This window comes from Falsiroseomonas sp. E2-1-a4 (assembly GCF_051433165.1).
Lineage (GTDB): Bacteria > Pseudomonadota > Alphaproteobacteria > Acetobacterales > Acetobacteraceae > Falsiroseomonas.
On record NZ_JBHMFS010000012.1, the window covers coordinates 12,146 to 32,864 of the forward strand.

Annotated in this window: 23 protein-coding genes, 1 tRNA gene and 1 riboswitch; of the genes, 18 read left to right on the plus strand and 6 right to left on the minus strand. The window is 69.2% G+C overall.

The window, feature by feature from the left end:
- Positions 1-37: 37 nt before the first annotated feature.
- Entirely contained in the window at positions 38-199 is a 162-nt protein-coding gene (locus ACFHNC_RS14220) for a hypothetical protein (RefSeq protein WP_437169885.1), read from the plus strand.
- Positions 200-281: 82 nt separating this feature from the next.
- Here ACFHNC_RS14220 and ACFHNC_RS14225 read toward each other — a convergent pair whose 3' ends face one another.
- Both ACFHNC_RS14225 and ACFHNC_RS14230 read right to left on the minus strand, forming a co-directional pair.
- Entirely contained in the window at positions 282-1,952 is a 1,671-nt protein-coding gene (locus ACFHNC_RS14225) for a formate--tetrahydrofolate ligase (RefSeq protein WP_437169886.1), read from the minus strand.
- Positions 1,953-2,124: 172 nt separating this feature from the next.
- Positions 2,125-3,447: a ferredoxin reductase family protein gene (locus ACFHNC_RS14230; RefSeq protein WP_437169887.1), complete on the minus strand. Its 1,323-nt coding sequence runs from the start codon at positions 3,445-3,447 to the stop codon at positions 2,125-2,127.
- A 233-nt stretch (positions 3,448-3,680) separates the two neighbouring features.
- Here ACFHNC_RS14230 and ACFHNC_RS14235 point away from each other — a divergent pair, with 233 nt between their 5' ends.
- Together ACFHNC_RS14235 and ACFHNC_RS14240 are read left to right on the plus strand one after the other, a co-directional pair.
- On the plus strand, positions 3,681-4,319 hold the full coding sequence (locus ACFHNC_RS14235; protein WP_437169888.1) for an OmpW/AlkL family protein: 639 nt from the start codon (positions 3,681-3,683) through the stop codon (positions 4,317-4,319).
- A gap of 64 nt (positions 4,320-4,383) precedes the next feature.
- Complete coding sequence (locus tag ACFHNC_RS14240) at positions 4,384-4,596, plus strand: DUF1289 domain-containing protein (protein WP_437169889.1); 213 nt, start codon at positions 4,384-4,386, stop codon at positions 4,594-4,596.
- Here the strand turns inward: ACFHNC_RS14240 and ACFHNC_RS14245 are convergent.
- Together ACFHNC_RS14245 and ACFHNC_RS14250 are read right to left on the minus strand one after the other, a co-directional pair.
- The gene (locus ACFHNC_RS14245) at positions 4,593-5,708 is read right to left on the minus strand and encodes a 2-aminoethylphosphonate--pyruvate transaminase (RefSeq protein ID WP_437169890.1); all 1,116 of its coding nucleotides are present in this window, start codon (positions 5,706-5,708) and stop codon (positions 4,593-4,595) included. The two genes, ACFHNC_RS14240 and ACFHNC_RS14245, sit on opposite strands and share 4 nt — an antisense overlap.
- A gap of 29 nt (positions 5,709-5,737) precedes the next feature.
- Positions 5,738-6,361 (minus strand): DUF1194 domain-containing protein, encoded by a 624-nt coding sequence (locus tag ACFHNC_RS14250; protein WP_437169891.1) that lies wholly within the window; start codon positions 6,359-6,361, stop codon positions 5,738-5,740.
- Between the two features lie 88 nt (positions 6,362-6,449).
- Between ACFHNC_RS14250 and ACFHNC_RS14255 the strand changes: the two genes are divergently transcribed.
- From ACFHNC_RS14255 to ACFHNC_RS14270, 4 genes are all read left to right on the plus strand, one after another.
- Complete coding sequence (locus ACFHNC_RS14255) at positions 6,450-7,427, plus strand: Bug family tripartite tricarboxylate transporter substrate binding protein (RefSeq protein ID WP_437169892.1); 978 nt, start codon at positions 6,450-6,452, stop codon at positions 7,425-7,427.
- Between the two features lie 368 nt (positions 7,428-7,795).
- Positions 7,796-8,437 carry an exopolysaccharide biosynthesis protein gene (locus tag ACFHNC_RS14260; RefSeq protein WP_437169893.1) on the plus strand — a complete coding sequence of 214 codons (642 nt, stop codon included), beginning with the start codon at positions 7,796-7,798 and terminating at the stop codon, positions 8,435-8,437.
- Between the two features lie 37 nt (positions 8,438-8,474).
- Positions 8,475-9,080 (plus strand): exopolysaccharide biosynthesis protein, encoded by a 606-nt coding sequence (locus ACFHNC_RS14265; protein WP_437169894.1) that lies wholly within the window; start codon positions 8,475-8,477, stop codon positions 9,078-9,080.
- 33 nt (positions 9,081-9,113) lie between these two features.
- A riboswitch (cobalamin riboswitch) is annotated at positions 9,114-9,343 on the plus strand.
- Between the two features lie 159 nt (positions 9,344-9,502).
- Positions 9,503-11,470 carry a TonB-dependent receptor plug domain-containing protein gene (locus tag ACFHNC_RS14270; RefSeq protein ID WP_437169895.1) on the plus strand — a complete coding sequence of 656 codons (1,968 nt, stop codon included), beginning with the start codon at positions 9,503-9,505 and terminating at the stop codon, positions 11,468-11,470.
- Positions 11,471-11,741: 271 nt separating this feature from the next.
- On the opposite strand, the gene ACFHNC_RS14275 is transcribed toward ACFHNC_RS14270, so the two are convergent.
- Both ACFHNC_RS14275 and otsB read right to left on the minus strand, forming a co-directional pair.
- Positions 11,742-13,154, minus strand: a complete 1,413-nt coding sequence (locus ACFHNC_RS14275) for an alpha,alpha-trehalose-phosphate synthase (UDP-forming) (RefSeq protein WP_437169896.1) — start codon at positions 13,152-13,154, stop codon at positions 11,742-11,744.
- Positions 13,151-13,879 (minus strand): trehalose-phosphatase, encoded by a 729-nt coding sequence (gene otsB, locus ACFHNC_RS14280; RefSeq protein ID WP_437169897.1) that lies wholly within the window; start codon positions 13,877-13,879, stop codon positions 13,151-13,153. Before otsB ends, ACFHNC_RS14275 begins: the two co-directional genes overlap by 4 nt.
- Before the next feature lie 133 nt (positions 13,880-14,012).
- Between otsB and ACFHNC_RS14285 the strand changes: the two genes are divergently transcribed.
- The 11 genes from ACFHNC_RS14285 (at position 14,013) to ACFHNC_RS14335 (ending at position 20,719) form a co-directional block, all read left to right on the plus strand.
- Positions 14,013-14,144, plus strand: coding sequence for a hypothetical protein (locus tag ACFHNC_RS14285; RefSeq protein ID WP_437169898.1), 132 nt, complete (start codon positions 14,013-14,015; stop codon positions 14,142-14,144).
- Complete coding sequence (locus ACFHNC_RS14290; protein WP_437169899.1) at positions 14,141-14,407, plus strand: cupin domain-containing protein; 267 nt, start codon at positions 14,141-14,143, stop codon at positions 14,405-14,407. The genes ACFHNC_RS14285 and ACFHNC_RS14290 overlap by 4 nt, the downstream gene beginning before the upstream one ends.
- A gap of 28 nt (positions 14,408-14,435) precedes the next feature.
- Positions 14,436-14,520: transfer RNA gene (locus ACFHNC_RS14295), tRNA-Leu, on the plus strand.
- An 86-nt stretch (positions 14,521-14,606) separates the two neighbouring features.
- A complete protein-coding gene (locus ACFHNC_RS14300) occupies positions 14,607-15,026 on the plus strand; it encodes a CBS domain-containing protein (RefSeq protein WP_437169900.1) in 420 nt (139 codons plus the stop codon).
- A gap of 106 nt (positions 15,027-15,132) precedes the next feature.
- Positions 15,133-15,546, plus strand: coding sequence for a CBS domain-containing protein (locus ACFHNC_RS14305; protein WP_437169901.1), 414 nt, complete (start codon positions 15,133-15,135; stop codon positions 15,544-15,546).
- Positions 15,547-15,606: 60 nt separating this feature from the next.
- On the plus strand, positions 15,607-16,284 hold the full coding sequence (gene mtgA, locus ACFHNC_RS14310) for a monofunctional biosynthetic peptidoglycan transglycosylase (RefSeq protein WP_437169902.1): 678 nt from the start codon (positions 15,607-15,609) through the stop codon (positions 16,282-16,284).
- 116 nt (positions 16,285-16,400) lie between these two features.
- Entirely contained in the window at positions 16,401-16,691 is a 291-nt protein-coding gene (locus ACFHNC_RS14315) for an acyl carrier protein (protein WP_437169903.1), read from the plus strand.
- Positions 16,692-16,715: 24 nt separating this feature from the next.
- Positions 16,716-17,186, plus strand: a complete 471-nt coding sequence (locus ACFHNC_RS14320; RefSeq protein ID WP_437169904.1) for a 3-hydroxyacyl-ACP dehydratase FabZ family protein — start codon at positions 16,716-16,718, stop codon at positions 17,184-17,186.
- On the plus strand, positions 17,179-18,375 hold the full coding sequence (locus tag ACFHNC_RS14325) for a beta-ketoacyl-ACP synthase (protein ID WP_437169905.1): 1,197 nt from the start codon (positions 17,179-17,181) through the stop codon (positions 18,373-18,375). The genes ACFHNC_RS14320 and ACFHNC_RS14325 overlap by 8 nt, the downstream gene beginning before the upstream one ends.
- Positions 18,376-18,413: 38 nt before the next feature.
- Positions 18,414-19,697, plus strand: a complete 1,284-nt coding sequence (locus ACFHNC_RS14330) for a beta-ketoacyl-ACP synthase (RefSeq protein WP_437170024.1) — start codon at positions 18,414-18,416, stop codon at positions 19,695-19,697.
- Positions 19,697-20,719, plus strand: a complete 1,023-nt coding sequence (locus ACFHNC_RS14335) for a zinc-binding dehydrogenase (RefSeq protein WP_437169906.1) — start codon at positions 19,697-19,699, stop codon at positions 20,717-20,719. The genes ACFHNC_RS14330 and ACFHNC_RS14335 overlap by 1 nt, the downstream gene beginning before the upstream one ends.

Consider the following 20,719-nt stretch of genomic DNA (forward strand, 5'->3'; position numbering starts at 1 on the left):
GCGCGGAACCCCAGGGCCCCGGCTGCGCTTGCACTGCATGCACCTGTACCAGCACCCCCCTGCCCGGCCCCAGCTTCCGCCGCCCGGCGGTGCCGCCTTCGATCGGTGGCTTCAGGATGAACTCGCCCGCCGCTATGACAGCGCCCTGGCGGAGCCGGTGCCCGAGGCCCTGCTGCGCCTGGTGCGCGAGACCCACTGACGCAGAGCGCCATCCTTCCGGCCGCACGGAAGGTCGACCGCGCCGGCCCGGCCGCGCGCCGCGGCGCGACCGGGCCGTAAGATCAGAACAGCCCCTCGATCCGGCCCTCGGCATCCAGCCCGATGGTCTCCGCCGCCGGGCGCCGCGGCAGGCCGGGCATGGTCATGATCTCCCCGCACACCGCCACGACGAAGCCGGCGCCGGCTGAAAGCCGCACGTCGCGCACCGGCAGCGTATGGTCCACCGGCGCGCCGAGCGCGGTGGGGTCGGCGCTGAAGGAATACTGGGTTTTGGCGACACAGACCGGCAGGTGGCCAAAGCCCTCCGCCTCCCACCGCGCCAGCTTCTGGGCGGCGGTGGCCGGAATTGCCACGTCCTTCGCCCGATAGATCTGCTGCGCGATGGTCCGCAGCTTGTCCGTCAGCTTCATCGCATCCGGGTACAGCGGCTGGAACCGCGCGGCACCGGCCGCGATGCGGGCCTGGACCGCCTTGGCCAGTTCCTCGGCCCCTGCCGCGCCATCCGACCAATGGGTGCAGAGAATCGCCCGCGTATCCAGCCGCGCCATGGCCTGCTGCACGGCGGCAATCTCGGCCGGGGTGTCGCTGTTGAAGCGGTTCAGCGCCACCACCACGGGCAAGCCGAATTTGTGCATGTTCTCGACATGGCGCGCGAGGTTGGCGACGCCGCGTTCCACCGCCACCACATCCTCCCGCCCCAGATCGGATTTCGCCACGCCGCCATGCATCTTCAGTGCGCGCACGGTGGCGACGATGACGCAGGCGGCTGGGTTCAGCCCGGCCAGGCGGCACTTGATGTCGAGGAATTTCTCGGCGCCCAGATCCGCGCCGAAGCCAGCCTCCGTCACCACCACATCGGCCAGCCCGAGGCCGAGCCGGGTCGCGACCACGCTGTTGCAGCCATGCGCGATGTTGGCGAACGGCCCGCCATGCACCAGCGCGGGGCTGCCCGCGATGGACTGCACCAGGTTGGGCGACAGCGCGTCCCGCAGCAGCGCCGCCATGGCGCCATCCGCCTTGATGTCGCGTGCCGTCACCGCCGTGCCGTCCCGCCGGCGGCCGACGATCATGCGGCCCAGCCGGTCCTGCAAATCGGCCAGGTCCTTCGCCAGGCAGAACACGGCCATGACTTCGGAGGCCACGGTGATGTCGAACCCATCCTCTCGCACCACGCCCTGGCTGGCCCCGCCCATGCCGACGACGCAGTCGCGCAGGTTGCGGTCGTTCATGTCCATGGCGCGGCGCCAGGAGATGCGGCGGGGGTCCAGCCCCAGTTCGTTCCCCCAGTACAGGTGGTTGTCCACCATGGCCGACAGCAGGTTGTTGGCGCTGGTGATGGCGTGGAAATCGCCGGTGAAATGGAGGTTGATGTCCTCCATCGGCAGCACCTGGGCATAGCCGCCACCCGTTGCCCCGCCTTTGACACCAAAGCACGGGCCGAGTGAGGGTTCGCGCAGGCAGATCATGGTCTTGGTGCCAAGCGCGTTCAGCGCATCGCCCAGGCCGATGGTGGTGGTGGTCTTGCCCTCCCCGGCCGGGGTCGGGCTGATGCCGGTGACCAGCACCAGCGCGCCGGGGGGGCGAGCCGAAGCTTCCGCCACGAAGGCCGTACCGATCTTCGCCTTGTACTTGCCGTAGGGCTCCAGCGCCGCATCGGGGATGCCGGCCCGCGTCGCGATTTCCGCGATCGGCTGCAAAGTCGCCGCGCGGGCGATGTCGAGGTCGGTGGCCATGCTTGTGCTTGCTCCCTGCGATCCCTCCGCGCTTATCGGGACATTCCGGTGGGGGCAAGCCACGCCCTGCGTTTCAGCGCAGCAACGCGAAGCCGAGCGCCATCAGCAGCACGAGCAGGCCGGTCAGCAGGGCGAGGCGGAGGGCAAGGCTGCGGCGCATCGGTCATCCTTCTCAAGCGAAGTCGAAGATTTCGGTCTGGATTCGCACTGGTGGCACGCCCAGGCCCAGCAGCGCCTGTTCCGCCGCCGCGGTCATCGGCGTCGGGCCGCACAGGAAGCAGTGCAGGTGCGGGCGCGGCTCGGGTGGCAGGTGCCGCTCCAGAACCTCCCGCGTCACGAAGCCCGCCTCGCCCTGCCAGCCTTCCGGCGGGTCCTCCAGGATGTGGACCAGATGCAGGTCGAGCCGTGCGGACAGCGCCTCCAGCTCCTCCCGGAACGCCACGTCGTCCCAGCCCTTATTGCCGTAGAACAGCCAGATCGGTCGCCGGTCGCCGCGCGCGGCCAGGCTGCGCAGCATGCTCAGCATCGGCGTGATGCCGATGCCGCCGACAACTCCGACGATGCCCTCCGCATCCGGTTGCCGGTCGATGGAGAAGATGCCGAAGGGCGCGTCGATCCAGGCCGGGTCGCCGGGGCGGACCTCGCCGATCCGGCCGGTGAAGTCGCCCAGTTCCTTGATGCCGAATTCCAGCCGCGGCAGGGATTCGGGCGCCGAGGCGATGGTGAACGGATGCTCGCGCAGGCCGAAGGGCGAATTGCGCAGCGTCAACCAGGCGAATTGCCCGGGCAGGAAGCGGTCCAGGCCGGCATGGCCATCGGGCTCGATGGCGATGGTCCAGACATCGTTGCGGCCGGGCCGCACCTCCACCACCCGCCAGGGCTGCCGCTTCTGGTTCATCGGCTTCACCAGCCGCAGCCAGACCAGCAGCAGCAGCCAGGACAGCGTCGCCACCAGCCACAGCGTCCGGTTCATCGGTGACGCGGTGAAGTAGCCGATGCCGATGATATGCGCGACCGCGGCGCCGAAGCCCAGCGTCGCCAGCACCACATGCAGGTAGCGCCACAGCCCGTATTCCAGCCGCAGCAGCTTCCGCCATTCGGAGGTGACGACAGCCAGGCCGAACAGTACCAGCGCCGCGCGCCCCGCCGTCAGTTCCCAATCCGCCTCGAAGGGGTTGATGGTTGGGCCGAGGCTTTCCTCGTACCACAGCCACAGGATGCCGAAATGCGCGGCGACGATGAGCAGCGCGAACCAGGCCAGATAGCGATGGAACAGGTAGATGATGTCGACGCCGAAGGGCGCGGTCATCGGGCGGATGCGCGCGGTCAGGGCAAACTGCACGCCCATCATCGCCATGCCGGCGAAGCCGAGCGCCATGGAGAAGTTCCACCAGAAATCCCGCCCCGGCGGCACCTCGCCCAGGAACAGCAACGCCTGGGGAGTCAGCACCAATATCAGATAGAGCGTGATCCAGCCTGCCTGGCGCAGCGCCATGCCTTCCTCCCTGCCGTATCCGTTCCGAACGCAGCCCGGCTGCATGCGTTCGTCGTTCTGGTCAGCGGCCAGGCGCAGCTTCCAACAGTCAGAAATTGTTTGGTGGTGCCGCGCCGACATCCGCGCGGAATGATGCAAACCGCATGACCTGCATCAAGGATCGGTGAGAAGGCCGGGACCAGAACGTCCCCGCGGCCGCGCACAGGGCGCGCCGCAGAGAAAGGCTATTGGCTATGATTCGGAAGATCTGCGCAGCGGCCCTGGTGGGTGTGGTCGCGGCGATGCCGGCGGTGGCGCAGGATGTGCGCGGCAAGCTGGCGGGCGATATCGTCCTCGGTGTCGGCCTCATCGGCGTGCTGCCCTCCAATGGCGGCAACACCACCATCGGCGGCGAGCCGCATGCGAGCGCGACGGCAACCCCGCAGCTCGACCTCACCTATTTCATGACGCCGAATTTCGCGGTGAACGTGATTGCCGCGACCTCGCGCCATGATGTCTCCGTGCGCAACCTGGCGGGCGGCAACATCGATCTCGGCCGCGTCTGGGCGCTACCGCCGACCGTGACGCTGCAATACCACCCGCTGCCGGCCAGCCGTTTCAGCCCCTATCTCGGCGTCGGGCTGAACTACACGGTGTTCTACGGCGAAGGCGGCGGCCGCAGCGCCGGCATCAACAGCGTCGATGTGGAGAATGCCTGGGGCGTCGCGGTGAATGCCGGTGTGGACTACGAGATCTCGCCAAACCTGCTGGCGAATTTCGACGTGAAGCGCCTGTGGCTGCGCCCGGATGTCAGCGTGAACCAGGGTGCCGTGCGGGCCGGGGCTGAACTCGACCCATGGATCATCGGCACCAGCATCCGCTACCGCTTCTGATGTGATGAGGGGGCGGGGCAGCCATGCCCTTCCCCCTGGCGCCGGCGCGCCCCATCTGCGCGCCATGGCCAGTCCCTGCATCGATATCTGCCGCTATGACGAAGACACCGGCTGGTGCTTCGGCTGCGGCATGCTGAAGCCCGAGAAAAAGCTCTGGAAGAAGGAGAAGGAGGAACGCCCGGCGATTCGCGCCGCGCTGCCCCAGCGTCTTGCGGACCTCGCCACCGCCGGCCACAGGACCGGCACGGCGGCGGCGAAGAAAAAGAAGAAAGCCTAGGCTGCGGCGCGCGTGCCGACGCCCATCTCCCGCAGCACCGCCTCCGCCTGTTTCAGCGCGAAGCGGATATCCTCCTCCCCGATCGCGCCGATGCAGCCGAATCGCATGGACGGCTTTTTGGTGGAGGAGAAGTCGGACAGGATCACGCCGCGCGCCTTCATCTTCCGCTGGAAGATATCGAGGTTCCAGTTCGGGTCCACCGGCTGATACACATTGACGATGATCGGCCCCTGGTGTTCCGGCGCGACATAGGGCGTGAAGCCCAACGCCTTGAGGCCCGCATACATCACATCCCGGTTGCGGCTGTAGCGCGCGAAGCGAGCCGGCTGCCCACCTTCCGCCTCATAGATCTCCATCGCCTTGCCAAAGGCCCGCAGCGCCTGCACCGCCGGGGTGAAGCGAAAGCTGCCCCAGCCATTCTTCAGCGCGTGGTCATACACATCCGCCAAATCCATCACCCAGGACCCGGCCTGACCGCGGCAGGCTTCCAGCCTTGCGATCGGCGCCACCGCGAAGCCGAAGCCCGGCAGGCCTTCGAGGCATTTGTTGGAGGTGAAGACCACAACATCGCATTCCGGATGCGCCGCCAGGCTGAAGGGCAGCGCGCCGAAGCCGGAGACGGCATCGCAGATCATCCGCCGCCCCGCCGCGGCGATGACCGGACCCAGGATATTCGGATCATTGACGATGCCTGTGCCCGTCTCGCTGACCACCAGCGCGACATGGCCGCAATCGGGGTTCTCGGCCAGCGCCTGGGCCAGACGCTCCGGCGGCATCGGCGCATCATCCGGCCCGTCGAGCGCCACCACCACCCGGCCCGCGCTTTCCGCCAGCCGCGCCAGACGGTCCGCATAGCCGCCATTGCGCACCACCAGCAGCTTGGCGCCGGCGGGGACGAAGGTGCGGATCGCGGCCTCGATGATCATGTGGCCGCAGCCGGGCAGTGGCAGCGACACATGCTGGCCCTCCACCCCGCCGGCGATCTTCACGATGCGCGGCCGCATGGCGGCGTATTCGTCGCGGAAATCCTCGTCCCAGGGGGCGATATCCTCGGCCATGCAGGCGCGGACCTCGGGGCGGGTCTGCACGGGGCCGGGAATCAGCAGCAGCATGGGGTTCACCGTCAGGGTTGCACCCCTGGCTATACCACCAGCGTGTCGCCCAGCAATTCCCGCCGCAGCTTCCGCAGGATGGCATCGGCGAAATCGATATAGTCGGCGCAGGGCATGGCGAAGGACCCGGGGCCGCCCACCACCTCGGTCACATAGTGCTCCAGCAGATCCGGCTCCTCATTCAGCAGGGCCAGGCCGTTCACCGTCAGCCCCGCCGCCACCGCCAGGTCCCGCACCGGCCCGGGCGGGCGCCCCGCATTGTGCCGCCCATCGCCCGAAACATCGAGCACCAGCCGCGTCGGGTCCCCCGGTGCGCGGGCCAGCACGGCGAGGCCCGCCGCCATCCCCTCCCCCAGCGCGGTCGCGCCGGGCTGCGGCATGCGGGGCGTGTTCTCGATGGCGTCAGCCAGCGCATTGGCCGAGGCAGCATCCGCAATCCGCATCCAGCCCACCGCCAGATCCTGCGCGCCAGGGCCGGACCACAGCAGCAGCGCCACCGCCGCCGCGCCGCGCGGGCCGGCGGTGGCGGCGGCCAGGATGGCCGGGTCCCGGAACGCCGTCGCGGTGCCGCCCGCCATCAGGCCGAATTCGGTGAAATCCACGCTGGCGGAGACATCCATGGCCAGGCACAGCGCGATATCCACGGCCTCCATGGGCTTGATCCTTCCGATCCATCGATTCGTTTGCATCCCATCCGGGCCGATGCCAGCATTCCCGTCGGATATGCGGAAGGAGCGCAGGATGATCAGCAGGCGTGGCATTCTGGCGGCAGGTGGCGGCGTTCTGGCCGTACCCCTCGCATCTCCCGCGGTGCTTGGGCAGGCCTGGCCGGCGCGGACGATCCGCATGGTCGTCCCCTACCCGCCCGGTGGCGCCACCGATGCGATGTCCCGCCTGGCCGCGCAAAAACTCCAGGAAAAGCTGGGCGCCACGGTGGTGGTGGAAAACCGCTCCGGCGCCAATGGCCAGGTCGGCAGCAATGCCGTGCTCCAGGCCGGCGCCGATGGCTACACCATCCTCGGCTCGGCCTCGATCCACGTCATGGCGCGCAGCGTGATGCGGAACGTGCCCTATGACCCGGTGACGGATTTCGTGCCGCTGGCCCGCACGGCGCGCGGCCCGCTGGTGATGGTGATGAGCCCGCAGCGCCCGCAGCGCACCATCCCCGAGATCGTCGCGGCGGCAAGGGCCGAACCTGCACGCTGGTCCTTCGCGACCTCCTCTCTGGGGTCCGCCGGACACCTCGGGACCATTGAGTTCAACCGCCTGACCGGCGCGAATATCGAAATCGTCGGCTACCGCGGCACCTCGCCGGCGCTGACGGATGTGGCCGCCGGCAATGCCCATCTGATGTTCGACCCGGTGTTGGCCACGCTGCCCCTGGTGCGGGGCGGCCAACTTCGCGGCCTGGGCATCGCCACCCCCGCGCGCACGCCGCTCGCACCCGACCTGCCGACCATGGCGGAGGCCGGGCTGCCGGGCTTTGAATTCTACTCCTGGTATGGCGTCTGGGCCCCGCGCGGCGTGCCGGCCGAGATCGTGGCGCGCTGCAACGCCGCGCTGGTCGAGGGGATGCGCGAGCCAGCCGTCGCCCAGCGCCTGACCAGCCTTGGCTTCGAGGCCGTGGCCGAAAGCGTGGCCGAGACCGAGGCCTTCATCGCCGCCGACGTCGCCCGCAATGCCGAACTGCTGCGGATTGCGAATTTCGAGCCGCAATAGCCGCCGCTGCCACGCTGTCACGGTCCGGTCGCTGGCATCCGGCCGTCGCCATGCTTAACTCCACCGCTGATCGGGCCATGGCGGCCCGGGGCGTCGGAGACATGTCGCATGGACGTGACGAAGCACGACAAGGGCACGGTTCATCGCGCGCCCCGCTTCGCCCCCTGGCCGTTTGGCAGCACGGGCGTGTACTGGTCCGCATGAAGACCCGACTGCCTCTCGTAACAGCGCATTATGCCTCACGCTCGTGTGATATGCCCCTGTGAACCGTGCGGGACGCGTGCTACCGATTGCACCGGGAAATGGCTCCCCGGCCGAAAGCGCCGGGCTGGGGAAGGAGTGGGCGCGTCATCGACGGGCTTCAGGACATGTCGCACGCCGATGCGCCCGCCGCGCATCCGGTGCCTGTTTCAGAATTGGTCACCGGCATTGCTCGCGATTGGCCGTCGGATCGCCTGACCCTCGGGGATCTCATGCAAGCCCTGGGGGCACGCGGATATGGCGTGCTGATCGTGCTGTTCGCGCTGCCCAACCTTCTGCCGATCTACATCCCCGGCCTCAGCCCGATCTTCGGCGTGCCGCTGCTTATCATCTGCGCGCAGCTCGCCTATGGGCTGCCCTCCCCGAAACTGCCCACGATGCTGACGCGGCGTTCGATGCGCCGGTCCGATCTGCGGTTGATCGCGGCGAAGTCGCTGCCCTGGTTGCAGCGTGTCGAACGCTTCGTGAAGCCGCGCCCCTCCTGGCTCACCAGCCGAACCGGGGAACGGATGATGGGGGCCTATGGCGTGGTGCTTGCCGCCATCGTCTGCATCCCGCTGCCCTTCACCAACGGTCCGCCGTCGCTCGCCTGCATGATCATGGCGATCGGACTGATGGAGGAGGATACACGGACCATCCTCGCCGGCGCACTGTTCGGCGTGTTCAGCATGTTCGTCGGCCTGTCCATCATCGGCAGCGTCGGCTGGATGCTGGCCGCGGGTTTCGCCTGGCTGTTCGGGCTGAGCTGACCACCTGCCCCACGCGCACAGCATGAGCCCGGATCGGATGCCGGACGCGGATACCGCGCCGATCTCCCGCATCGTGGCGGAGGTGGCGGCCGCCTTTCCGGGCGAGCGCATCAGCCTCGGCGAATTGGCGCAGGCCTTTGGCGACCGCGGCTTCGGCCTGCTGCTGCTGCTGTTGCTGCTGCCCGGCCTGCTGCCCGGCATGGCCACCGTCTTCGGCACGCCGCTGCTGATTCTAGGCGTGCAGATGGGGCTGGGGCTGCGCGTGCCGAAGCTGCCCGGCATCCTGGCGCGGCAGACCATCAAGCGGTCCGACCTGCTGCGCCTCGCCTCCGTCTCCTCCAAGGGGTTGGGGCGGGTCGAGAAATACGTCAGGCCACGGCCGGGCTTCTTCACCTCACCCCTGGGCGAGCGCGTCATCGGCTGGCTGACCGCCTATGTGGCCATCATGCTGATCCTGCCCGGCCCCGGCACCAATGGCCCACCCGCCTTCGGCAACATCGTCATGGCGCTGGGCCTGATCGAGCATGACAGCATCGTCACGGGCTGGGGCGTGGGGCTGACCATCGCCGGCTGCGTCTTCGCCACCGTCATGCTCGGCTTCCTCGGCTGGCTCGGGCTTCAGGCGCTGGGCTGGATCTTCTGACCCCCCGATTGTGCGGTGCTGCGCCGTAGTGGTAACACATCCGCATGCGCCGGTGGCCCGCAAGGGCTGAAACGGGAACGCGCGAAGGCCTTGTGGCGCAAGCTGCCGGGCCCCGTCCGCGGCTGCCCCCGCAACTGTAGGCGGAGAGACTGTCTCCCTGACGCCATTGGGTCCCTCGGGCCCGAGAAGGCGGGGACAGTCCTTCGGGAGGATCCCTCCCGAGCCTCCGCGAGCCAGGAGACCGGCCGGCGCAGAGACGTCACGCGCGTGCCGGGCGGGGTGCACCGGCGCAACGGAACGACAGGCCACCGGCGGGCATTGCCCCTCGGCGTCCGCTCGTCTCCGCCGGCGGCGACGACGCCAGCCGCTGCGCTGCCCGCAAGGGTGGCGTGGCTTGTCGTCTGATCGCACGGAGGATTCCCATGCGACTATTGTCCACGATTGGGGCCGCGCCCATCGCGCTCGCCCTGCCCCTGCTGTTGGCCACCACCGCCCTGGCCCAGCAGCCTTTGGCCCAGCACCCTTTGGCCGAGACCATCGTCACCGCCACCCGCATCCCGACCGATGCGGAGCGCGTGCCCGCCGCCGTTACCGTGCTGACCCGCGCCGATATCGAGGAACGCGGCTACCAGTCCCTCGCCGAAGCCCTGGCCACCGTGCCGGGGATGAACATGGTGCAGGGCGGCGGCCTCGGCCAGCAGGCCAGCGTCTTCATCCGCGGCACCGCATCCCGCCATGTGCTGGTGCTGCTGGATGGCGTACCGGTGAACGATGCCTCCGAGCCCAATGGCGCCTTCAACTTCGGCAATGAATTGCTGGCCGATATCGAGCGGATCGAGGTGGTGCGCGGGCCGGGGTCATCGCTCTACGGCTCGGGTGCCATCGGCGGCGTCATCAACCTGGTGACGCGCCGCGCGCCGGCCGGGGTGCCCGTGCAGATCTTCGGCGACCTCGCCGGCGGTAGCCAGGGCACCGCCCGTGGCGCGCTCGGCGCGGCCGGCAGCCTGGGCGGCTGGAACTACCTGGTGATGGGCCAGGGCCTGACCACCCAGGGCAGCGACGCCACCCCGCGCCGCTTCACCAACGACACGCGGGAAACCGAATCGCTCCGCGCCGCCGCCGGCACCGCCCGCTTCGGCTGGACCGGCGGCACCACCAGCATCGAGGGCCTGCTGCGCTGGCGAGAAAACCAGCTGGAGCTGGACAACATCCCGAATGACGACCCGAACTATACCGGCAATGACCGCCGCTGGTTCGGCCAGCTGCGGGCCGAGACCGGCCTGTTCGACGGTGCGTGGACCACCGGCCTGCGCGCCGCCATCACCGAGGATCGGCGCCGCTACCTGAACCTGCCGGATTCCCGCAGCAGCGCCTCCACCGACGATCTGTATCGTGGCACGCGCCAGGTCCTGGATTGGGGCAATCGCGTGCGGCTCGGCGATCTCGGGCCGTTCACCGCCGCGGGCCTGGCCTTCGGCGTGACCCATGAGCAGGAGAGTGTGGAAGCCAATTCCGGCTCCCCCAGCTTCCGCACCACCACGGATGCCTCCGCCAGCAACACGGCGCTGCATGCGGGCATCCAGGCGCAGCTTGGCCCGCGCCTCGATCTTTCGGCCGGGCTGCGGCAGGATCTGGCGGATGACTATGACGGCTTCCTGTCGTGGCGCGTTGGCGCCGTGCTGGCGTTGCCGGAAGTGTCCTCCCGCCTTCGCACCTCGGCGGGCACCGCCTTCAAGGCGCCGTCGCTGTACCAGCGCTTCGGTCGCATCGGCAGCTTCTTCCAGGGCAATCCCAATCTGGAAGCGGAGGACAGCTTCGCCTGGGAAATTGGCTCCGAGACCGACCTGCCCCTGTTCGGCCGCACGGACGGCGTGACAGCGAGTGCCACCTATTTCAACACGCGCACCAACAACCTGATCAACTTCAACCGCAGCTTCTCCAGCCTCGAAAACATCGAGAAGGCGAGCAGCCAGGGTGTCGAGCTGGCCCTGGTGGCGCGGCCGGCGCGCTGGCTGGATGCGCGGCTGGGCTGGACCATCACGCAGGCGCGGGACCGGGTGGCGGATGCCCCGCTGGCCCGCCGCCCGCGCAACGTGGTCAGCGCCGGCGCCCGCATTTCGCCGACGGATCGCATCACGATCAGTCCGGAGGTGCTGTTCACCGGCCCCTCGCCGGACAGCGCCTCCTACACCGATGCCGGCCGCTTCGTCTCCGGCGTGAACTACAACAAATCCGCCACGGTGCTGAACCTGACGGCATCCTACCGCATCACCAGCGCCATCACCGGCTATGTCGAAGGGCGCAACCTGGGCAATAGCCGGTGGGAACCGGCGAACGGCTTCGTCACGCCCGGCCGCAGCCTGCTGGTGGGCACGCGCTTTACTTTCTGACCCTCATATGCCGGGCGGAAACCTCCGGTTTCCTTGGCTTCGCCGCACAAGCGGCGGGCCGCCTTCGCGGCCTCGGGACCGGTAATACCAAGTCCCACTGACGGGAACCTGCGGCCGGCGTCACCGCGCAGGCGTGCTCGACTCCGGCCGAGCGGCCGAATGGCCGCCGCCGCAGGTGCGGCGAGCCAAGCGGAGCGCCGGCGCCTGAGGCACGGATCGGTCACGATCCGTGGGATTTGGTATAAGTGACCGGTCCGCAGTACCCGCAGAATCAAGCCGCGCGCTTGCCGCGCGGCTTGCGGACCGGGGCCGGCTGGGCTTCCGCCTCGCCGGCATCGGCGACATCCTTGGTCCCCTCCAGCGCCGAAAGGAAGCGCCGGCACCAGATGCTGGCGGAGCCGGCCTTCACGGTGGCCCAGTTGCGCGTCCAGCGATCCATCCGCTCATCCTTCGGCATGTCCATCGCCGCATCCAGCGCCTCGGCGATGTCGTCGGGGTCGAGCGGGTTGACGATCAGCGCACCATCCAGCTCCACCGCCGCGCCGGCGAAGCGCGACAGCACCAGCACGCCGGGATCCTCCGGGTCCTGCGCCGCGACGAATTCCTTGGCCACCAGGTTCATGCCGTCGCGCAGCGGTGTCACCACGCCGATACGCGCCATGCGCATGAAGCCCGCCAGGGTCGGTCTTGGCACGGCGCGGGTGATGTAGCGGATCGGCGCCCAGTCCGGTTCCGCCATCTGGCCATTGATGCGGCCGACACCCTCATCCAGTTCGCGCCGCAGCGCGCGGTACATGGCCACATCGCCGCGACTGACCGGCGCCACCTGGAGGAAGGTGATCTTGCCGCGGTGGCGCGGAAACCGCTCCAGCATCGCGCCGAAGCCGGCGATGCGCTGCGGCAGGCCCTTGGTGTAGTCGAGCCGGTCCACGCCGATGGCCAGCGAGCGGCCGCCCAGCGACTCGCGCAGCCGCACCACTTCCTTGGCATTGGCACGCTGCGCGGCCAGCTTGGCGAAGCCGGTGCCGTCGATGCCGATGGCGAAGGCGCCGACGCGCATCGCCACATCGCCCTTGCCGATGGCGATCAGAGCGGCGCGCAGGTTTTCGGCATCGTCCTCGGTTTGGGTGCCGATGGTGTCCACCGCCTCCAGCGCCTCCAGCAGCTTCTCGGCATGGGGCAGGCCGTTGAAGACGGAGCGCGGCGGGAAGGGCACATGCAGGAAGAAGCCGATGCGCTGCCTGCAGCCCAGCGCTCGCAGCTCCGCCGGCATCAGGAACAGGTGGAAATCGTGAATCCAGACCGTGTCATCCGGCTGCAACAGCGGCGCCAGGGCCTGGGCGAAGGCCAGGTTGGTGCGCTGGTAGCCGGCGAAGTCGCGCCGGTCGAAGCGCGCGATGCCGAGGCGGTAATGCAGCACCGGCCACAGCGCCGCGTTGGAAAAGCCCTGGTAGTAATGCTTGTAGTCGTCATGCCCGAGGTCGATCGTGGCATAGGTCGTCCGGCCATGCTGGCTGATCGCGGCTTTCGTGCCGGTCTCGGCCGCCGTCTTGCCGGACCAGCCGAACCAGACCGCCTCACGATTGGCCAGCGCATCCTTCATGGCTACCGCCAGTCCGCCCGCGGTGGCGCCGCCTTCCTTCGGGTCCGGCACCCGATTGGCGACGATGACGAGCCGGCTCATGCCGCCGCTCCGCGCCTATAATGCCGATCCAACCCGGCGAGCCAGTCGCGGAACACGGGCGGCGTGCCGAACACATCCTGGAGCCGCAGCCCCTGGCCGCCGGCAGCGCGCGCCACCGCCATGCCCGCCTCATCCGTCACATCGTCGCCAACGAACACCGGCAGGCGCCCGGCAAAGGGGCTGCGCGCCATCAGGCTGGTGACCGCGGTGCCCTTGGAGACGGCGCGCGGCGTCACCTCCCACGCCATGCGGGCGGGCATCAGCGCGAAGGCATCCGGCGCCTCCGCCACCAGGGATTCCAGCAGGGTGCGGGAAACCGGGCCGGCTTCCGGAGCTTGGCGGAAATGCAGGACGAAGCCATGCGCCTTGTCCTCGATGAATGCGCCGGGGAAGCTCTCGGCCAAGGTGGCCAGGCGCACCCGCCAGGCGGCGGGCGGCGAGGGCAGCGCGGGCTCCTCCAGCGGGCCATGCGGCACCGGCCGCAGCACCGCGCCATGGCTGCCGACCTTGGCGATCGGCACCGGGAGGAAATGGTCGAGTTCCGCCAGCGGGCGGCCGGAGATGATGGCGAGCGCGCCATCGAGATGCGTCGACAGACGCTCCAGCAATCCGGGCAGGTCGGGGGGGACGATGACGGCGTCCGGTCGTTCGGCGATCTCCACGAGGGTACCGTCGAAGTCGAGGAACAGCGCCGCGCGTTCGGGCGGGTGAGGTAAATCCTGCATACTGCAACCTAACACGACGACAGCGATCCGGTTACCATGCCCTCACGTGATCGTGAGCCGCATGATGCGGGCCGCTGTCATCCTTGCGCCATGTTATGGTGGGTGCAGAAATTCGCAAAGGGAGAACAACCCCATGCCGGAGGGGCCGCGCACCACCATCAGCCGGGCCGAGGACGCCCATTTCGAGACCGGGCTGCGAAGCTTCTTCGCCTATCGCGACCTCGGGTGCGGGCGGCCACGTGCGGAGCCTTCGGTGCGCATGTGATCCGCGCCGTCCCCGGCACGGGTGCGGCGCCGCAATGGCACACGCATGAACTTGGCTTCCAGCTGGTCTATGTGCTGCGCGGCTGGGTGACCTTCACCTATGAGGATATCGGGGAGGTCACCTTCCGCCCCGGCGACAGCGTGCTGCAGCCGCCTCTGGTTCGCCATGTGGAGGTGGCGCATTCCGAGGACCTGGAACTGCTGGAAATCGCCAGCCCCGCCGACTTCCCCACCCGAACCGTCGATCCACCCGGTTCCCCCTGAAGCGGTTCTGCGCTATCCTGCGTGCCGCGCGGGCGTGGTGGAACTGGTAGACGCGCCGGACTCAAAATCCGGTTCCGAGAGGAGTGTCGGTTCGATTCCGACCGCCCGCACCACCTTACCCCGACCCACAGCTTGACCTGCCGCAAGGCGCCGCATCGCTCCCCCGCCCATCATGAGCCTGTCGAGGGAGGATAAAAGCATGCGGGACCGCCTGATCGCCGAGATCATCCAGGGCCAAAACCCCCTGACCCTGCCACCCGATGCCACGCTCGCTGCCGCCTGCCAGGCGATGCACCAGCGCCGCGTAGGCGCCGTGATGGTGGTGCGGGGTCCTGACCTGCTCCAGGGCATCTTCACCGGCCGGGACGCGGTGCGCTGCCTGGCCGAGGGCCGTGACCCGAAGACCAGGCTGGCCGAGGTGATGACCCGGCAGCCGGAGACGGTGACGCCGGAGCACCATGCCAGCGACGCGCTGCGCCTGCTGAATGATGGCGGCTTCCGCCATCTGCCGGTCTGCGAGCAAGGGCGCGTGCGCGGTATCCTTTCCCGCTACGATTTCCGCGCGGTGGAACATGCGCGACAGGATACGGAGAACGACTTCTTCGAGAATTTGCGCTGAGCCATCACGACCCCGTCACTCATTGCGCCAGATCAAACTTTGGGGCCGCACGCCAGTTCAAAGATGCCCAGATGCATGACGTCAGATGCAAGAATGGGAACGCGCCATGGCCCAGTTCGCACCACCCTTGCCCACCCCGCCACCCATCCAACAGGCCGAACCGGTCACCCTCGGGCCCGATGACAGCGTGGCGGAGGCCTGTCGCGTCATGCAGCGCTACGGCACAACCGCGGTCCTGATCGTCGGTGTCGAGCAGCGGCTGCTCGGCATCTTCACCGGCAGCGACGCAGTGCGCTGCCTGGCCGTTGGCTGCGACCCACAGGAAACGCGGGTGGAGTGGGAAATGACCCGCAGCCCCGTCACCATCCCACCCGACCTGCCGATGCAGGACGCTCTGCAGGTCTTCGAGGCAGCGGGCGTCCGCCATTTGCCGGTCTGCGTCGATGGCCGCCCGCGTGGCGTGCTGCGGCGCGGCGCCGGCACCCGCCCGACCTTTCCGCCGGAGCCGAAACTGCCCTAGCCTTGGCTGCATGATCCGGCCCGCCCAACCCGCCCGCCGACTGCCCGGCCCCCGCAGCGCGTGAGGCGCCTCGGCCGGTTTCTGCGCCTTGTGGTGCTGGTGGCGCTGCTGGCGCCGCCGCTGCTGATCCTGGCCTACCGCTTCATTCCGCCTCCGGTCACGCCGCTGATGCTGATCCGCGCCGCGCAGGGCCATGGCCTGCAGCGGGACTGGGTGCCCTATGGGTCGATCGCGCCGGCGCTGGCGCGATCTGTCATCGCCTCCGAGGACAATCTGTTCTGCCGCCAGGCGCTGGGCTTCGATTTCGGCGCGCTACGGGAACAATTCGAGGCGTGGCGGGAAGGTGACCGGCCGCGGGGCGCCAGCACCATCACCATGCAGACGGCGAAGAACCTGCTGCTGTGGCCGGGGCGTGACCCGCTGCGCAAGGCGATGGAGGCCTGGCTGACGCCCCAGGTCGCGCTGCTGTGGCCGAAGCAGCGAGTGCTGGAGGTCTATCTGAACATCGTCGAATTCGGCCCGGGTGTGTATGGCGCCGAAGCCGCCGCGCAGTCCTTCTTCAACAAGCCGGCCGCCCGGCTGACCGCTCGCGAGGCCGCGCTGCTCGCCGCCGTGCTGCCCAGCCCGCTCACCTGGTCCGCCGCCGCACCAACGCCGAACCTGCGCCAGCGTGCGGCCATCATCGAACGGCGCGTCGGGCAGCTTGGCCCGCTGCTCGATTGTGCCGCGAATGGTTAAGAATCGCTCGCAACACTCACGCCCCCGCCGCGACCGCCGCGCTGGACAAGGCGCCCGGTTCGCGCGAAGACGCGCGCTTGCGTGATCTCCCCACCTCCGCCCGGAGCCTGTTCCCCATGACGTCCCCGGTTTTCGACCGTATCGCCGACATCATCGCAGAGAACAGCGAAGTGGCGCGTGAGTCCATCACGCCGGGCGCGCATGTCATCAACGACCTGGGCATCGACAGCCTGGACTTCCTCGACATCGTCTTCGCCATCGACAAGGCCTTCGGCATCAAGGTGCCGGTCGAGACCTGGACGCAGGAAGTGAATGCCGGCACCGCCCCGGCCGAGCAGTATTTCGTCATGGACAACCTCGCCCAGCGGATCGAGGAACTCGTGGCCGCCAAGCAGGCCAAGGGCTGAACCCAGGGCTACGGGGCGCGCGCCATGCGGCTGGAATATTTCCAGATGGTCGATCACGTGGTGACGCTGGGCGCGGACCACATCACGGTCGAAAGTCGGGTGCCGGAGGCCAGCCCGGTCTTCGAAGGCCATTTTCCGGGCTACCCCATCGTCCCCGGCGTGCTGCTCGTGGAGACGATGGCGCAGACCGCCGGCTGGCTGCTGCTGGCCCTGGAAGGGATGCAGCGCATGCCCTTCCTGCTGAAGGTCAATGGCGCCAATTTCCGCGGCTTCGTCGGCCCCGGTACCAGGCTGGTGGTCGAAGCCAAGCGCACCCATGACGGCTCCGGCTATGCGGTGGCCGAGGCGCGCATCCTGGTGGAGGGCAAGCGCATCGCCGATGCCGAGATCACCTTCCGCATCATGCCCTTCCCCGCCGATGCGCTGCGCGAAGCGATGACCGCGACGGCCCAGCGCATCGGCCTGCCTGGTTATTCCGTGGCAGTCCATGCCTGAGATGGAGATCTGGATCACCGGGATCGGCCTGGTCTCCGCCGCCGGCGAGGGTCGCGCCGCGCATCTGGCGGCGCTGGCCGGCGCCACCCCGGCGCCAGTGGATACGGACAGCCACGCCCCCTTCCCGCTGCACCCCGCCCCCGCGCTGGAGCTGGACCGGCAGATCCCGAAGAAGGGCGACCAGCGGCAGATGGAGCCGTGGCAGCGCCTCGGCACCTATGCCGCCGGGCTGGCGCTGGACGATGCCGGGGCGCGCGCCCTGGTTGGGGACATGGACCTGATCGTGGCCGCCGGCGGCGGTGAGCGTGACCTGCCGCTGGATGAAAGCGTGCTGGCGGCGCTGGCCGGGCTGCCACCGGCCGAAGCCGCGACCCAGTTGAACGCGCTGCTGGCCGGCGGGCTGCGACCAACCCTGTTCCTGGCGCAGCTTTCGAACCTGCTGGCCGGCAACATCTCCATCGTCCACGGCGTCACCGGCGCCTCCCGCACCTTCATGGGGGAGGAACAGGCCGGCGCCGATGCGGTGCGCATCGCGGCGGCACGGCTGGCGGAAGGCCGTGGCCAGGCGGCGCTGGTCGGCGGCGCCTTCGTCGCGGCGCGCTGGGACCTGATGGTGCTCTACCACTCGGCCGGGCTGCTGCGGCAGGGCGGCTTCGCGCCCGTTTTTGCTCGCGAGGACGCGCCCGGTGCCATCCCCGGCACGCTCGGCGCTTTTCTGGTGTTGGAGAATGCGGACAGCGCCCGAGCGCGCGGCGCGCGTGGCCTGGCGCGCATCATGGGCGTCGCCTGCGAACAGGCGCGGCGCGATGGCACGGATGGCAGCGCCGCCGCCGCCGCCCGCGCCCTTGCCCGGCTGGCGCTGCCGGACGGGCCGCTGACCGTGCTGTCGGGTGCCACAGGCGTCGCCGGGCCGTTGACGGCGGAACGGGATTTCCTCGCGGGCCTCGGCCGCGACATCACGCTGCGCGCCGCCGGCAGCCGCCTCGGCTGGGGGGTGGAGGCGAGCTTTCCGGCCAGCCTGGCGCTTGGCGCGCTGATGCTGGTGGAAGGCGTGTTGCCGCCTTCGCTGGAAGAGACCGAGACCCCGCTGGCCGCTCCGCCGACCGATCTGCTGGTGACCGGCTTCGGCGCCTGGCGCGGCGAGGCGCTGGCCCATCTGCAGGCCATTCCGGCGGGAGATCAGCCGTGACCACGTCCGATGGTCGGAGGGGCGAAGGCCCCGGAGAGCTGAATCGGCCGAGGCCAACGGACGTCGATTCGCGCGGCCGTCCTGTTGTCGCCGTCACGGGTATCGGCCTGGTGACCCCGCTCGGCTTCGGCGTGGCGGCGAACTGGGCGGCGCTGCTGGCCGGCACCTCCGGCATCCGCCGCATCACCCGCTTCCCGACCAATGACCTGCGCACCACCATCGCCGGTACCGTGGACCTGCCCGAGGAGGCCGAGGGCCAAGTTCTGACCGCCACCCCCCGCGTTACCCGCATGGCCGCGATGGCGGCGGAGGAGGCGCTGGCCGAATCCGGCCTCGACGGCCAGGACTTCCCCGGCCCGCTAATGCTGGGCATGCCGCCGGTCGAGGTGGAATGGCCGCACCGCTTCGAACTTGCCCGCCGCGTGGCACCGGCGCCCGCCACCTACCAGGCACTGACCCTGGCCGCGACCGGCTGGCCCACCCTGTATGAAACCGCCGCCTTCCAGACGGTGGGGGAGCAGCTCGCCGCCCGCTTCGGCACGCGCGGATCCCCAGTCGCCGTCACCACCGCCTGCGCCACCGGCGCCTCCGCCATCCAGCTCGGCGTCGAGGCGATCCAGCGCGGCGAGACGGAAGCGGCACTCGCCATCGGCGCCGATGGCACGGTGCAGCCGGAGGCGCTGATCCGCTTCTCCCTGCTCTCGGCGCTGTCCACCCGCAACGACGACCCCACTGGCGCCTCCCGCCCCTTCGAGAAGAATCGCGGCGGCTTCGTGATGAGCGAGGGCGCGGCCTGCCTGGTTCTGGAAAGCCTGGCCCATGCCCGCGCCCGCGGCGCCCGCATCCTCGGCCTTGTGCGTGGCTGTGGGGAGAAGTCGGACAGTTTCCACCGCACCCGCTCCAACCCCGATGGCAGCGCGGTGATCCGCGCCATGCGCAACGCCATCGAGGATGCCGGGCTGACGCCGGCCGATATCTCCTACGTCAACGCCCATGGCACCGGCACGCCGGAGAACGACAAGATGGAGAATTTGGCCATGCGCGCCGTGTTCGGCGAGGCGGCGCCGCCGATCTCCTCCAACAAGTCGATGATCGGCCACACGCTCTCGGCCTCCGGCGCTATTGAGGCCGCCTTCAGCCTGCTGGCGATCCGCGACCAGATGCTGCCGCCTACCATCAACCATGTGGAGCCGGACCCGGCGATCACGTTGGATGTGGTGCCAAACGTCGCCCGCGCCGCGAAGGTCGGGAATGTGTTGTCGAACAGCTTCGGCTTCGGCGGCCAGAATGTCTGTCTTGTCCTGAGTGGAGCACCCACCTGATGCGCGCGCTGCGCCTGCATGGCGACCGCGATCTGCGGCTGGAAGACATCGACCCGCCGCCGCCGCCCGGTGAGGGCGAGGTGCAGCTTCGCATCCGCGCGATCTCGCTGAACCACATCGATGTGTGGGGCTGGCGCGGCATGGCCTTCGCGCAGCGCACCCTGCCGCTGGCGGTGGGCGCGGAGGCCTCCGGCGAAGTGGTCGCGGTTGGCGCCGGCGTCACCGGCTGGAAGGCCGGCGACCGCGCCGTGCCCTATGGCGCACGCACCTGCGGCCATTGCGCCGCCTGCCGCGAAGGCCGCGACAATTTCTGCGAGAACGTCTCCGGCGTCGCCGGTTTCCATGTGGATGGCTTCGCACGGGAACTGGCCAATGTGCCCGCACGCCTGCTGGTGCGCGTGCCGGATGGTGTTCCCTTCGAGGAAGCCGCCTGCGCCACCGTCACCTTCGGCACCGTCGAGCACATGCTGTTCGACAACGCCCAGCTCAAGCCGGGCGAGACCATCCTGATCCAGGCCGCCGGATCGGGCATCGGCTCCGTCGCCATCCGTGTCGCCAAGGCGCTGGGCTGCACGGTGATCGCAACCGCGGGCGATGACGAGAAATGCGCCAAGGCGCAGGCGCTCGGCGCCGATCATGTGGTGAATTATTCCGAGAAGAACTTCTCGACCATTGCCCGCCGCATCACCGGCAAGCGCGGCGTCGATGTGGTGTTCGAACATGTGGGCGCGACCACCTGGGCGGGGTCGCTGCTGTCGCTGCGCATGGGCGGGCGGCTGGTGACCTGCGGCAGTACCTCCGGCGTCTCGGCGGAGACGAACCTGATGATGATCTTCCAGCGCCAGCTCCGCATTTTTGGGAGTTTCGGCTGTGCGATCCGCAATGTGGGGGATGCGCTCGGCAAGATGGCCGGGGGTGTTCTGCCAGTGCTGGACACCGTGGTGCCGCTGGAGCGCTTCACCGAAGGGCTGGAGCGCCTGGAATCGCGCCGCGTCTTCGGCAAGATCGTCGTAAAGTTCTGA